Raw genomic sequence first — 13,254 nt, forward strand, 5'->3', positions numbered from 1 at the left:
ATTGTATCGAAATGTCACAAAAAAGACTTCGCTTTTTATCGTTGATTCAGGAAACTAAAATAGTGAGTCTGTGCTCATCACAGTTACACTTATGAAGTGTCGGAGCGTGGAACGATATTTCACGACGTTGGTCAAAGGGCTATCTCAAAACAACAGGATAGAGGTTATGTTCAGGCAGTTGAAAAAAAACCTGGTGGCAACCCTCATTGCAGCATTGGCTCTCGGTCAGGTCGCGCCCGCATTTGCCGACCCTGCCGACACGCTGCCCGATATGGGAACCTCGGCAGGAAGCACGCTTTCTATCGGACAAGAGATGCAAATGGGCGACTTTTATGTGCGCCAGCTACGCGGCAGCGCGCCGTTAATCAACGATCCGCTGCTGGTGCAATACATTAACGCGCTGGGTATGCGTCTGGTCTCGCACGCCGACTCCGTCAAAACGCCCTTCCATTTTTTCTTGATCAATAATGACGAAATCAACGCGTTCGCGTTCTTTGGCGGCAATGTGGTGCTGCACTCGGCACTTTTTCGCTACGCGGATAACGAAAGCCAGCTAGCTTCAGTCATGGCGCATGAAATCTCCCACGTGACGCAGCGCCATCTGGCGCGCGCGATGGAAGATCAAAAGCGCAGCGCGCCGCTTACCTGGGTGGGCGCGCTGGGTTCCATTTTGCTGGCCATGGCCAGCCCACAGGCCGGTATGGCGGCGCTAACCGGTACTCTGGCGGGAACGCGCCAGGGAATGATAAGTTTCACCCAGCAAAATGAGCAAGAAGCCGACCGTATTGGTATTCAGGTACTGCAACGCGCCGGATTTGACCCACAGGCGATGCCCTCTTTCCTCGAAAAACTGCTCGACCAGGCGCGTTACTCCACGCGTCCGCCTGAAATTTTGCTCACTCACCCCTTACCGGAAAGCCGCCTTGCGGATGCCCGCAACCGTGCCAACCAGATGCGCCCGGTCGTGGTGCAATCTTCCGCCGACTTTTATCTCGCCAAAGCGCGCGCCCTGGGAATGTACAATTCCGGACGTAACCAGCTTACCAGCGACCTGCTGGATCAGTGGTCTAAAGGCAACGTGCGTCAGCAACATGCGGCGCAATATGGCCGGGCGTTGCAGGCGATGGAAGCGAGCAAATACGATGAAGCGCGCAAAACGTTGCAGCCGCTGTTAAGCGCGGAACCGAACAATGCCTGGTATCTTGACCTCGCCACCGATATTGACCTGGGGCAGAAAAGAGCCAACGACGCGATTAATCGCCTGAAAAATGCCCGCGATCTGCGCGTTAATCCTGTGCTGCAGTTAAACCTCGCCAATGCGTACCTCCAGGGAGGCCAGCCCAAAGCGGCGGAAACCATTCTGAATCGCTACACCTTTAGCCATAAAGATGACGGTAACGGCTGGGATCTGCTTGCTCAGGCCGAAGCCGCGCTGAACAACCGCGATCAGGAGCTGGCGGCGCGCGCTGAAAGTTATGCGCTGGCGGGACGACTGGATCAGGCAATTTCACTGCTCAGTAGCGCCAGCGCCCAGGCAAAACTGGGTAGCCAGCAACAGGCGCGTTACGATGCGCGTATCGACCAGTTGCGCCAGTTACAGGAACGCTTCAAGCCATACACGAAAATGTAATCGCCGTTTATTAGCCGGATGGCGTCACAAGGAGAACTCATGACCGACACGATTAAAATCTACCATAACCCGCGCTGTTCGAAGAGCCGCGACACGCTGAACCTGCTGAAATCTAACGGCGTGGAACCGGAAGTGGTGCTTTATCTGGATACGCCCGCTGACGCCGCCACCGTGCGAGAACTGCTGCGTATGTTGGGCATGTCCAGCGCGCGCGAACTGATGCGCCAAAAAGAAGATCTCTATAAAACGCTTCATCTGGCGGATAGCCAGCTGAGTGAAGAGGCGTTAATCCAGGCGCTGGTTGAACACCCTAAACTGATGGAGCGCCCCATTGTGGTGGCAAATGGTCAGGCGCGCATTGGCCGACCGCCTGAGCAGGTGCTGGACATCCTCGGTTAACCGTTGAACGCCGCCGTCGCGGCGTATTACAGTTTCAGGATCTCTTTGACAAACGGGATCGTCAGTTTTCGCTGGGCAGTGATCGACGCATGATCGAGCTGATCCAGCGTCATAAACAGCGTGCGCATTTCGCGATCAAGACGTTTGAGTAAAAACCGCCCGACATCTTCCGGCAGTTCAAACCCCCGTAACCGGGCGCGCAACTGTAGCGCCTGAAGTTTGTCTTCATCGGAAAGAGGCTGGAGTTTATAGATTTGCCCCCAGTCCAGACGGGAAGCGAGATCGGGCAAGCCCAGATTTAACTGTCTTGGCGGACGATCGCCGGTGATCAATAACCGCGTCTTACCGGACTCCAGAATGCGGTTATAGAGATCAAAGATCGCCATCTCCCACAGTTCATCGCCAGCAACACACTCAATGTTATCAATACACACCAGCGAGAGGTGTTCCATACCGTCGAGCACTTCCGGCACGAACCAGGTGCGTTTATCGAGCGGGACGTAGCCTACCGCATCTCCACGCTGCGACAGTTCAGCGCAGGCGGCGTGCAGCAAATGGCTGCGGCCCGCGCCTTCACGCGCCCAAAGGTAGATATATCCACTATGTTCCTGGCGCAACACGTTTTGTAACGCGGCCAGTAGAGAGGCGTTATCCCCCGGCCAGAAACTTGCGAAAGTTTCGTCGTCAGGAAGATAAAGTGGCAAAGAGAGCTGTGCCGGTGTGTTCAGAGATACCTCAACCCAGGATGACATAAAATCGCGCTGAGTTTACCACATAATTCCCTTGAGATAGAACCGGGCAGCATCGCTGCCCGGCAACCCGTTACTGATGCGGAGACTCCGCATCATTTGCCTCCAGTACCACTTCTTCCGGACGCAACAGGCTAATCAGTTTAAAAATCAGGCTCAGGCCAATCCCGACGATGGTCGCCAGAGCCATCCCTTTCAATTCTGCCGCGCCGATATGCACTTTCGCGCCGCTCACGCCGATGATCAAAATCACCGAGGTGAGGATCAGGTTTTGCGCTTTGTTGTAGTCGACTTTTGATTCGATCAATACGCGAATCCCCGACGCGCCGATGACGCCGTACAACAGCAGCGAGACGCCGCCCATCACGGGTAACGGGATAATCTGAATCGCCGCCGCCAGTTTGCCGACGCAGGAAAGCAGAATGGCGAAAATCGCCGCGCCGCCGATAACCCAGGTACTGTAAACGCGGGTGATCGCCATGACGCCAATATTTTCCCCATAGGTGGTATTCGGCGTGGAGCCGAAGAAACCGGAGACGATCGTCGACAGTCCGTTAGCGAACATCGAGCGGTGCAAACCGGGATCGCGCACCAGATCTTTTTTGACGATATTCGCCGTCACCACCAGATGACCGACATGCTCGGCGATCACGACCAACGCCGCGGGCAGAATCGTCAGGATCGCGAACCATTCAAAACGCGGCGTATAGAAGGTCGGCAGCGCAAACCAGTGTGCCTGGGCAATGGGCGTGGTATCGACCACTCCCAGCGCGAATGACAGCGCATAGCCTGCCAGCACGCCGATCAAAATCGGAATGATCGCCAGGAAACCGCGAAACAGTACGGAGCCGAACACCGTCACCGCCAGCGTGACCATGGAGATGATAATTGTTTTCGTGTCCGGCGACTGCCCTTGCGCAGGCAGCAATCCGGCCATCCCCGCCGCGACGCCAGCCAGCTCCAGACCGATGACGGCAACGATTGCGCCCATTGCCGCAGGCGGGAACATCACATCCAGCCAGCCGGTGCCCGCTTTTTTAACGATGAAAGAAACCAGACAGAACAACACGCCGCACATAATAAAACCGCCCAGTGCCACTTCATAACCCAGCGGCAACAGCAGTAGTACCGGGGAAATAAAGGCAAAGCTCGATCCGAGGTAGGCCGGAATTTTACCTTTGCAGATAAAGAGATACAGCAGCGTTCCGATACCGTTAAACAACAGCACCGTCGCGGGGTTGATATGAAACAGAACTGGCACCAGCACGGTCGCGCCAAACATGGCGAAAAGGTGCTGTAAACTAAGCGGGATTGTCTGTAAAAGCGGCGGTCTTTCACTCACCCCGATAGCACGGCGCGTCATAGTGTTTTCCTCTAAGTGTGTTTGTTATGAGTTGTTTTATTCAAAAAAAAGCCGACTCTTAAAGTCGGCTTTTAATTATTTATTCACTTACTTGGTACCAAAAATCTTATCGCCGGCATCGCCAAGCCCCGGAATAATGTATCCGTGCTCGTTAAGCCCCTGATCGATAGAGGCGGTGTACAGTTCAACGTCCGGGTGCGCTTTTTCCAGCGCCGCAATGCCTTCCGGCGCGGCGACCAGCACCAGCACCTTAATGCTGCTACAGCCTGCTTTTTTCAGCAGGTCGATGGTCGCGATGACAGAACCGCCAGTCGCCAGCATCGGGTCGACGATCAGCGCCATGCGCTCATCAATGTTCGATACCAGTTTCTGGAAATAAGGTACTGGCTCAAGCGTCTCTTCGTTACGGTACATCCCGACTACGCTGATACGCGCGCTCGGTACATTTTCCAGAACGCCTTCCATCATGCCCAGACCCGCCCGCAGAATCGGCACAACGGTAATTTTTTTACCTTTGATCTGGTCGATTTCCACCGGGCCATTCCAGCCTTCGATGGTGACTTTTTCCGTTTCCAGGTCGGCTGTCGCTTCATACGTCAGCAGGCTGCCTACTTCTGAGGCGAGTTCACGAAAGCGTTTAGTGCTAATGTCGTTTTCACGCATCAGACCCAGCTTGTGTTTGACGAGTGGGTGTTTGACTTCCACGATCTTCATACTCTTCTCCTATCCTCAGATGACTGGCAACCACAAAAAAAATCGCCGGATTATACCGCTTTTCCTCTCTGGCGCAACACAATGTATGCTTGACCTGGATCAACCAAAAGCGCAGATAGCGGAAAAGTGAGTATAAATCACTCACGTTGAAACAGGCGATAAAGGCTAACAACCGTTTGAATCTTAGCAATTTTAAGGATGAATGGCCTGTCCAGACCACCTGTCGTAAACCAAGTGCTGGATATCCTTTTCTTTTTTACCAACAGAGAAATTTTCAAGCAGCGACCGAAACCATGCCAAAAAAATCGCCCGGATATCCAGGGCGCAGACCACGCTCGCAAACGTTTGCTTTCCCTGTTAGAATTGCGCCGAATTTAACTTTTACCGCAAGAAAAAACGTGGGGAACCAGGCAGTGACCGATAAGACCTCTCTTAGCTATAAAGATGCCGGCGTCGATATTGATGCGGGTAACGCTCTGGTTGATCGAATCAAAGGCGTAGTGAAGAAAACTCGCCGCCCGGAGGTTATGGGCGGTCTGGGCGGTTTCGGTGCGCTGTGCGCGTTGCCGCAAAAATATCGTGAACCGGTACTGGTTTCCGGCACTGACGGCGTAGGCACCAAACTTCGCCTGGCGATGGACTTAAAGCGTCACGACGCTATCGGTATTGATCTGGTGGCGATGTGCGTAAACGATCTGGTCGTTCAGGGCGCGGAACCGCTGTTTTTCCTCGATTACTATGCCACGGGTAAACTGGATGTCGATACCGCCGCCAGCGTGATCAACGGTATTGCCGAAGGCTGCCTGCAATCCGGCTGCGCGCTGGTTGGCGGCGAGACGGCGGAAATGCCGGGCATGTATCACGGCGAAGATTACGATGTGGCGGGTTTCTGCGTCGGCGTAGTCGAAAAATCAGAAATCATCGACGGCTCCCGGGTTGCCGAAGGCGACGTGCTGATCGCGCTCGGCTCCAGCGGCCCGCACTCGAATGGATATTCGCTGGTGCGGAAAATTATTAACGTTAGCGGCTGCGACCCACAAACCACTTTGCTGGAAGGGAAGCCGCTGGCCGATCATCTGCTTGAACCGACCCGTATCTACGTAAAATCGGTTCTGGAACTGATTGAAAACGTCGATGTACACGCTATCGCCCACCTCACCGGCGGCGGCTTTTGGGAGAATATTCCGCGCGTTCTGCCGGAGAATACCCAGGCGGTAATTAATGAGTCGTCCTGGCAGTGGCCCGCTATCTTTACCTGGCTGCAAACCGCCGGTAATGTCAGCCGACATGAAATGTACCGTACCTTTAACTGCGGCGTCGGCATGGTGATTGCGCTCTCCGCTCCGGAAGCGGACAAAGCGCTTGCTCTGCTAAACGAGAAAGGTGAAAACGCATGGAAAATCGGTATCATCAAAGCCTCTGATTCCGAACAGCGTGTGGTTATTGAATAATGAATATTGTGGTGCTGATTTCCGGCAATGGAAGCAATTTACAGGCGATTATCGATGCCTGCGAAGCGAAGAAAATTAAAGGCACCCTCAGGGCAGTATTCAGCAATAAGGCCGACGCGTTCGGCCTTGAACGCGCCAGAGAAGCAGGCATTCCGGCGCAAGCGCTGACTGCCGATCGGTTTGACAGCCGCGACGCCTTCGATCGCGAGTTGATTCGCAAGATAGACGCGTATGCGCCCGATGTGGTCGTGCTGGCCGGTTTTATGCGTATTCTGAGTCCGATGTTTGTCGCGCATTACTACGGGCGTCTGCTGAACATTCACCCTTCCCTGCTGCCAAAATATCCGGGGTTGCATACCCATCGCCAGGCGCTGGAAAACGGCGATGAGGAGCACGGTACCTCGGTGCATTTCGTGACAGACGAACTCGACGGCGGCCCGGTCATTCTCCAGGCGAAGGTGCCGGTTTTTGCCGACGACAGCGAAGATGATATCACCGCACGCGTACAAACTCAGGAACATGCGATTTATCCGCTGGTGATTGGCTGGTTTGCGCAGGGGCGTCTAAAGATGCGCGATAACGCCGCCTGGCTGGACGGGCGTCGTCTGCCGCCGCAAGGTTATGCGTCTGACGAATAATACGTCATCGGACAGGACTGCGTCTGCTTGCCGGATGGCGGCATAAATGCCTATCCGGCCTACTCTTTTCCCTTCCTTTATGCTATCAGTTTATTGTCATATTTTTCTGGCGCAGTTGGACATTAACGCGTAATGCTCGCCATAATCATCAGGCAGTGTCCCGTGAATAAAACGGAGTATAGGTAGTAATGGGTCAGGAAAAGCTATATATCGAGAAAGAACTGAGCTGGTTAGCATTTAACGAACGCGTGTTACAGGAAGCAGCGGATAAATCCAACCCGTTGATTGAGCGGATGCGGTTCCTGGGAATCTATTCTAATAACCTCGACGAGTTCTACAAAGTGCGTTTCGCTGAATTGAAACGACGCATTATTATCAGCGAAGAACAGGGTTCAAATTCTCATTCACGCCATTTGTTAGGCAAAATTCAGTCCCGCGTGTTGAAAGCAGACCAGGAGTTCGACGGCCTGTACAACGAATTACTGCTGGAAATGGCGCGTAATCAAATCTTTCTGATCAACGAGCGTCAGCTCTCGGTGAACCAACAAAGCTGGTTGCGCCACTATTTTAAGCACTATTTGCGCCAGCATATTACCCCGATTCTCATTAACCGGGAGACGGATCTTGTTCAGTTTTTAAAAGATGATTACACCTATCTGGCGGTGGAGATTATCCGCGGCGATACCATCAACTATGCGCTGCTGGAGATACCGTCCGACAAAGTCCCACGCTTCGTTAATCTGCCGCCGGAGACACCGCGCAGACGCAAGCCGATGATCCTTCTGGATAATATTCTGCGCTACTGCCTGGATGACATTTTTAAAGGGTTCTTCGACTATGACGCGCTTAATGCCTATTCGATGAAAATGACCCGCGATGCCGAATATGACCTGGTGCATGAGATGGAATCCAGTCTGATGGAGCTGATGTCTTCCAGCCTGAAGCAGCGCCTGACCGCTGAACCTGTGCGCTTTGTCTATCAACGCGATATGCCCGCCGCGCTGGTCGACGTGCTGCGGGAAAAACTGACGATCTCCCGGTATGACTCAATCGTACCCGGCGGGCGCTACCATAATTTTAAAGACTTTATTAATTTTCCGAATGTCGGTAAAGCCAACCTGGTCAATAAACCGTTACCGCGGTTACGCCATCTTTGGTTTGATAAAGAGAAGTTTCGTAACGGTTTTGACGCGATTCGTGAACGTGATGTGCTGCTCTATTATCCGTACCATACCTTCGAGCATGTACTGGAACTGCTACGCCAGGCGTCGTTTGACCCAAGCGTGCTGGCGATCAAAATCAATATTTATCGCGTAGCGAAAGACTCGCGCATTATTGACTCGATGATCCATGCCGCCCATAACGGCAAAAAAGTCACCGTGGTGGTGGAGTTGCAGGCGCGCTTCGATGAAGAGGCGAATATTCACTGGGCCAAGCGGTTAACCGAAGCGGGCGTCCATGTTATTTTCTCTGCGCCCGGGCTGAAAATTCACGCCAAACTCTTCCTCATCTCACGAAAAGAGGGCGATGACGTGGTGCGTTATGCGCATATCGGCACCGGTAACTTCAACGAAAAAACAGCGCGGCTGTATACCGATTATTCGCTGCTGACCGCCGATGCGCGCATTACCAATGAAGTGCGCCGGGTCTTTAATTTTATTGAAAACCCCTATCGCCCGGTCACTTTCGATTATTTGATGGTTTCTCCACAAAACTCACGGCGTCTGCTGTATGAGATGATCGATCGTGAAATCGCCAATGCCCAGCAAGGCTTACCGTCAGGGATTACGTTAAAGCTTAACAACCTGGTCGATAAAGGGTTGGTCGACAGGCTATACGCCGCGTCGGGTTCGGGCGTCCAGGTCAATCTGCTGGTGCGCGGTATGTGTTCTCTTATTCCGCAACTGGAAGGCATTAGCGATAATATTCGTGCGATTAGCATTGTGGATCGCTATCTGGAGCACGATCGGGTTTATATTTTCGAAAACGGCGGTGATAAGCAAGTTTGGCTCTCTTCAGCTGACTGGATGACGCGTAATATTGACTACCGTATCGAAGTCGCTACGCCTATCCTCGACCCGCGGCTTAAACAACGCGTCCTGGATATCATTGACATTCTGTTTAGCGACACGGTAAAAGCGCGTTTTATCGATAAAGAACTCAGCAACCGCTACGTGCCGCGCGGCAATCGCCGTAAAGTCCAGGCGCAGCTGGCAATTTATGACTACATCAAATCACTCGAGCAACCAGACTAACGCTATGCCAATTTACGATAAATCCCCTCGCCCGCAGGAGTTCGCTGCGGTCGATCTCGGCTCAAACAGCTTTCATATGGTCATTGCCCGCGTGGTTGACGGCGCAATGCAGATTATCGGGCGCTTAAAACAGCGCGTCCATCTGGCGGACGGGCTGGGCGCGGATAACAAACTCAGCGAAGAAGCCATGGAACGAGGGCTTAGCTGTCTGTCGTTGTTTGCTGAACGCTTACAAGGTTTCTCCCCTTCCAGCGTCTGTATCGTAGGCACCCATACGTTACGTCAGGCGCAAAATGCCGCTGATTTTCTCAAACGCGCGGAAAAGGTTATTCCCTACCCGATAGAGATTATTTCCGGTAACGAAGAAGCGCGCCTGATTTTTATGGGCGTAGAACATACGCAGCCGGAAAAAGGCCGCAAGCTGGTGATCGATATCGGCGGCGGGTCAACAGAGCTGGTCATTGGCGAAAACTTCGAACCCAGGCTGGTTGAAAGCCGTCGTATGGGCTGCGTGAGCTTCGCGCAGCTCTACTTTCCCGGCGGCGTTATCAATAAAGAAAACTTCCAGCGCGCCCGAATGGCGGCAGCGCAAAAACTGGAAACCTTAACCTGGCAGTATCGTATTCAGGGTTGGAACGTGGCGATGGGCGCTTCCGGTACGATTAAGGCCGCTCATGAAGTTCTCCTGGCGCTGGGTGAGAAAGATGGCTTCATTACGCCGGAGCGCCTCGATAAACTGAAGTCAGAAGTGTTGAAGCACCGCTCCTTTAATGCGCTCAGCCTGCCGGGTCTGTCTGAAGAACGAAAAGCGGTCTTTGTGCCGGGCCTGGCGATTCTGTGCGGCGTTTTTGATGCTCTGGCTATCCGCGAGCTTCGCCTTTCCGACGGCGCATTGCGCGAAGGCGTGCTGTATGAAATGGAAGGCCGCTTCCGCCATCAGGATGTTCGCAGCCGTACCGCAAAAAGTCTGGCCAATCAATACAACATTGACAGAGAACAGGCCAGGCGCGTGCTGGAAACCACCATGCAAATGTACGAGCAGTGGCAAACCCAGCAGCCAAAACTGGCGCATCCGCAGCTTGAAGCGTTGCTCCGCTGGGCGGCAATGCTGCATGAGGTTGGACTGAATATTAATCACAGCGGTTTACATCGCCATTCGGCTTATATTCTGCAACACAGCGATTTGCCCGGCTTTAATCAGGAGCAGCAAATGATGATGGCGACGCTGGTGCGTTATCATCGTAAAGCCATAAAACTGGATGATATGCCCCGCTTTACGCTGTTTAAGAAAAAACAGTATCTGCCGTTAATTCAGCTACTTCGGCTGGGCGTATTACTGAACAACCAGCGGCAGGCGACCACCACGCCGCCGACGCTGCGGCTAACGACCGATGACAGCCACTGGACGTTATGTTTTCCGCATGACTGGTTCAGCCAGAATGCGCTGGTACTGCTTGATCTGGAAAAAGAACAGCAGTACTGGGAAGCGGTAACTGGCTGGCGTCTCAATATTGAGGAAGAAAGCTCGCCGGAGATCGCCGCGTAAATTGTGGATCAGACGCCGCGCTGCGGCGTCTGCCTTTACTGAATCTCAGATAATAGCTGCGGCTCGCCAATTAAATATCCCTGAAGATAGTCGATCCCCAACGACAGCACGACGCTTCGTATTTCTTCGCTCTCGACATACTCCGCGACGACCTGCATTTTTTTCATTCGCGCTAAATGACAAATAGAAGCCACGATCTGATAATCGAGACTGTTTGACACTATATTGCGAATAAAACTGCCGTCAATTTTAAGAATATCGGCGTTAACGTTTTTCAGCCGCGCATAGCTGGCGTAGCCTGTACCGAAATCATCAATCGCTATCTGACAGCCAAACTGCTGTAGCTGTCCCAGCGTCAACTGCGCCTGCTCAGCATTGGTGAGAGAGTTGCTTTCCGTTACCTCAAAAACCAGTTGCCAGGGTTCAACCTGATATTGTTTAAGCAACTGCTTAACTTCTGCAGGAAAACGGGCGCGACATACCGATGTTGGCGACAGATTAATGGCAAAACGATGCGCGGGCATATATTCCCGGCTGGCCGCCATAAACCGCAGCGTGTTTTCAATCACCCAGAGATCGATAGCGGAAGACAAACCAAACTCATGCGCCACGGGTAAAAAATTGTCCGGGTTGATAACGTCGCCGTTGTCATCCCTGAGTCGCAGTAAAATTTCATGGTAAACGTCCCCACGTACACCGAAAATAGGCTGCGCCATCAGGAAAAAATGATCGTGCTCCAACGCCTGTTGCAGGCGATTCATCATCGCAATTCTGCCCTTCAAATCGCGCTGCAGGTGCATTGCGCCGCGCCGCTGTAAATCCTCCGGCGCGTTAGTCGTCAACGAAAGATCGGAACTAGTGCTTAATTCGCCCAACAGCAGATAAAGGTGGCTAACCGGAGAACGCACGCAGCAGTAGCTCACGCCGACAGGCGGCTGTAGCGGCAGTCCGTCCCAGATAAACCGAAACTGCTTAATATGTTTATCCAGCGCTTCAATACGCTGCTGATGCGCCTCTGTATTAAGACGCAGCACCAGGTCGTGCCCTGACATCTGGTAGACGCACTCATTTGAGGCCAGCATCGGCGTAATCCAGTGAGAGAGCTTTTGCTTATACTGGATGCGTAGCATGACGCCATAATTTTTACCCAATAGCTCCAGACCCGGCACGTGTAAAAAACAGATCGTAGACCAGGGCGCATTTTGGAGCGCGCGGTTTAACGCACGTAAATTGGGAAGATGTACAACCGGGTCAAGATAGGCCAGCCGCCGTGCGCGACCACTCACTACGCGCTGGCGCGTGGCCAGCACAGACATATAATTAACAATAAAAGAAAAAACCAGATAGCTCGAAGAGGTAATCGCTAATTGCGTATCATAACCTGAATACCAGGGCATATAACGCTGATAATAATGAATTGACGTAATTAGCACGACGGCCCAGATAATTGAAATAAACTTATAGCCATAGCGCATCGCGCCCCACAGCATGACCGGCAATAATAACGAAAGCGTATAGTTGGTACTAAATATTGAACTATTATCAGTCAATGGCATACACAGTATAAACATTAGTGTAGTCAATACGGCCAGCCAAATAACGATCTCTTTTTTAGTGGCCTTGCTATCAATCTGTAGCTTTAATTGCTGATAATACCCGCGCAGGTGCAGGGGATTGCGGAGAGTACGAATAATAAAATAGCACAATGGCACGCCTATAAGGTTACCGACCAGTAACGCCTGGTAATTAATCAGCGTGTTGATATTAAAGGGCATTACCCCCATCAGGCTGGCTTTACTTTCGTACATGCCAACAAAAGCGGCAAACTGGTAGATGACCAGAAATAATGTTGCTGAACAAAATACCTGCCAGAACATTCGTTGAAACAACAGGTGGGCGTCGCCGTGGGAAACATTATTTCGCCGGGGGGAAAAGACACGATAGCCGCCCCAACTTAGCACGATAGTAATGATAAAGTGCATCGTCACAGAAAGGGTTTCATACAGACCTGTCTGCGGGTATCTGCGCCAGAAGATAGCAAGCACAATGCCCGGCAGTGCTGCCCAGCCGAAAAAGAGCATCAGGCTAAGCATAAAAGCTAACGGCAGGTAAAAAAGAACCACATTTCCAGTGCTGGTAAGCGCATAAGTATTTGCGCTACTTAAAACAGGTAGTAAAATCGAAGGGAGAATGAGCGGTAGTCCCCACCATTTATCTCTGATATTTATATAAGTTTTATTTAGTTTCATAGATGCTCAGCAGAACCCCCCAATCCCAAAGGGGCGTTAACAGACAGGCATCCCACCTGACTTTAAATTGATGATGCGATATACATCACACGATAGTCATCGATTGTAATTATTAAACAAAAGTAACATTTGATTTAAGTCAATTATTACCTTTCTCCTGCCGCCTTTATTCGTCTTTTTATTCTTTGTTATCATTAATTTATTATTAATGTAAATACTAAAATTATCTTCCATAACAATATAAGATAAATCAACTGACG

11 protein-coding genes are annotated in these 13,254 nt (G+C 51.9%); 6 read left to right on the forward strand and 5 right to left on the reverse strand.

Translation table 11 applies throughout. The features are described from left to right. Positions 1–166 precede the first annotated feature (166 nt). Positions 167–1,630: a beta-barrel assembly-enhancing protease gene (gene bepA / locus NA389_RS17395; RefSeq protein WP_000489631.1), complete on the forward strand. Its 1,464-nt coding sequence runs from the start codon at positions 167–169 to the stop codon at positions 1,628–1,630. Between the two features lie 39 nt (positions 1,631–1,669). Beyond that, the gene (gene arsC / locus NA389_RS17400) at positions 1,670–2,029 is read left to right on the forward strand and encodes an arsenate reductase (glutaredoxin) (RefSeq protein ID WP_000132650.1); all 360 of its coding nucleotides are present in this window, start codon (positions 1,670–1,672) and stop codon (positions 2,027–2,029) included. A 26-nt stretch (positions 2,030–2,055) separates the two neighbouring features. Here the strand turns inward: arsC and NA389_RS17405 are convergent, their stop codons facing one another. From NA389_RS17405 to upp, 3 genes are all read right to left on the reverse strand, one after another. Beyond that, the gene (locus NA389_RS17405; RefSeq protein ID WP_061835882.1) at positions 2,056–2,757 is read right to left on the reverse strand and encodes a DnaA inactivator Hda; all 702 of its coding nucleotides are present in this window, start codon (positions 2,755–2,757) and stop codon (positions 2,056–2,058) included. Positions 2,758–2,851: 94 nt separating this feature from the next. Beyond that, positions 2,852–4,141, reverse strand: coding sequence for a uracil permease (uraA, locus tag NA389_RS17410; protein WP_000198346.1), 1,290 nt, complete (start codon positions 4,139–4,141; stop codon positions 2,852–2,854). 87 nt (positions 4,142–4,228) lie between these two features. Then, on the reverse strand, positions 4,229–4,855 hold the full coding sequence (upp, locus tag NA389_RS17415) for a uracil phosphoribosyltransferase (protein WP_000706208.1): 627 nt from the start codon (positions 4,853–4,855) through the stop codon (positions 4,229–4,231). Between the two features lie 413 nt (positions 4,856–5,268). On the opposite strand from upp, the gene purM reads away from it, so the two are divergent. The 4 genes from purM to ppx all read left to right on the forward strand — a co-directional run bounded on the left by purM (position 5,269) and on the right by ppx (position 10,745). After that, entirely contained in the window at positions 5,269–6,306 is a 1,038-nt protein-coding gene (purM, locus tag NA389_RS17420) for a phosphoribosylformylglycinamidine cyclo-ligase (protein ID WP_001656828.1), read from the forward strand. Beyond that, the gene (gene purN, locus NA389_RS17425) at positions 6,306–6,944 is read left to right on the forward strand and encodes a phosphoribosylglycinamide formyltransferase (protein WP_001028588.1); all 639 of its coding nucleotides are present in this window, start codon (positions 6,306–6,308) and stop codon (positions 6,942–6,944) included. The genes purM and purN overlap by 1 nt, the downstream gene beginning before the upstream one ends. A gap of 188 nt (positions 6,945–7,132) precedes the next feature. Continuing rightward, positions 7,133–9,199 (forward strand): polyphosphate kinase 1, encoded by a 2,067-nt coding sequence (ppk1, locus tag NA389_RS17430; RefSeq protein WP_000529555.1) that lies wholly within the window; start codon positions 7,133–7,135, stop codon positions 9,197–9,199. 4 nt (positions 9,200–9,203) lie between these two features. Further along, on the forward strand, positions 9,204–10,745 hold the full coding sequence (gene ppx / locus NA389_RS17435) for an exopolyphosphatase (protein WP_001123333.1): 1,542 nt from the start codon (positions 9,204–9,206) through the stop codon (positions 10,743–10,745). Positions 10,746–10,780: 35 nt separating this feature from the next. Here ppx and NA389_RS17440 read toward each other — a convergent pair whose 3' ends face one another. Beyond that, entirely contained in the window at positions 10,781–12,994 is a 2,214-nt protein-coding gene (locus NA389_RS17440; protein ID WP_000773651.1) for a bifunctional diguanylate cyclase/phosphodiesterase, read from the reverse strand. Positions 12,995–13,090: 96 nt separating this feature from the next. Beyond that, the gene (locus NA389_RS17445; protein WP_031603429.1) at positions 13,091–13,228 is read right to left on the reverse strand and encodes a hypothetical protein; all 138 of its coding nucleotides are present in this window, start codon (positions 13,226–13,228) and stop codon (positions 13,091–13,093) included. Positions 13,229–13,254 lie beyond the last annotated feature (26 nt).

Origin of the sequence: Salmonella sp. NW645 (genome assembly GCF_051703725.1) — a bacterium.
GTDB classification, from domain to species: Bacteria; Pseudomonadota; Gammaproteobacteria; order Enterobacterales; family Enterobacteriaceae; genus Salmonella; species Salmonella enterica.

What these genes read in the sequence shown, in the direction of transcription:
- purN (WP_001028588.1), top strand. Translation starts at nt 6,306, where the DNA reads ATGAATATTGTGGTGCTGATTTCCGGCAATGGAAGCAATTTACAGGCG.
- bepA (WP_000489631.1), top strand. Translation starts at nt 167, where the DNA reads ATGTTCAGGCAGTTGAAAAAAAACCTGGTGGCAACCCTCATTGCAGCA.
- NA389_RS17440 (WP_000773651.1), bottom strand. Translation starts at nt 12,994, where the DNA reads ATGAAACTAAATAAAACTTATATAAATATCAGAGATAAATGGTGGGGA.
- upp (WP_000706208.1), bottom strand. Translation starts at nt 4,855, where the DNA reads ATGAAGATCGTGGAAGTCAAACACCCACTCGTCAAACACAAGCTGGGT.
- NA389_RS17445 (WP_031603429.1), bottom strand. Translation starts at nt 13,228, where the DNA reads ATGGAAGATAATTTTAGTATTTACATTAATAATAAATTAATGATAACA.
- uraA (WP_000198346.1), bottom strand. Translation starts at nt 4,141, where the DNA reads ATGACGCGCCGTGCTATCGGGGTGAGTGAAAGACCGCCGCTTTTACAG.
- arsC (WP_000132650.1), top strand. Translation starts at nt 1,670, where the DNA reads ATGACCGACACGATTAAAATCTACCATAACCCGCGCTGTTCGAAGAGC.
- ppk1 (WP_000529555.1), top strand. Translation starts at nt 7,133, where the DNA reads ATGGGTCAGGAAAAGCTATATATCGAGAAAGAACTGAGCTGGTTAGCA.
- ppx (WP_001123333.1), top strand. Translation starts at nt 9,204, where the DNA reads ATGCCAATTTACGATAAATCCCCTCGCCCGCAGGAGTTCGCTGCGGTC.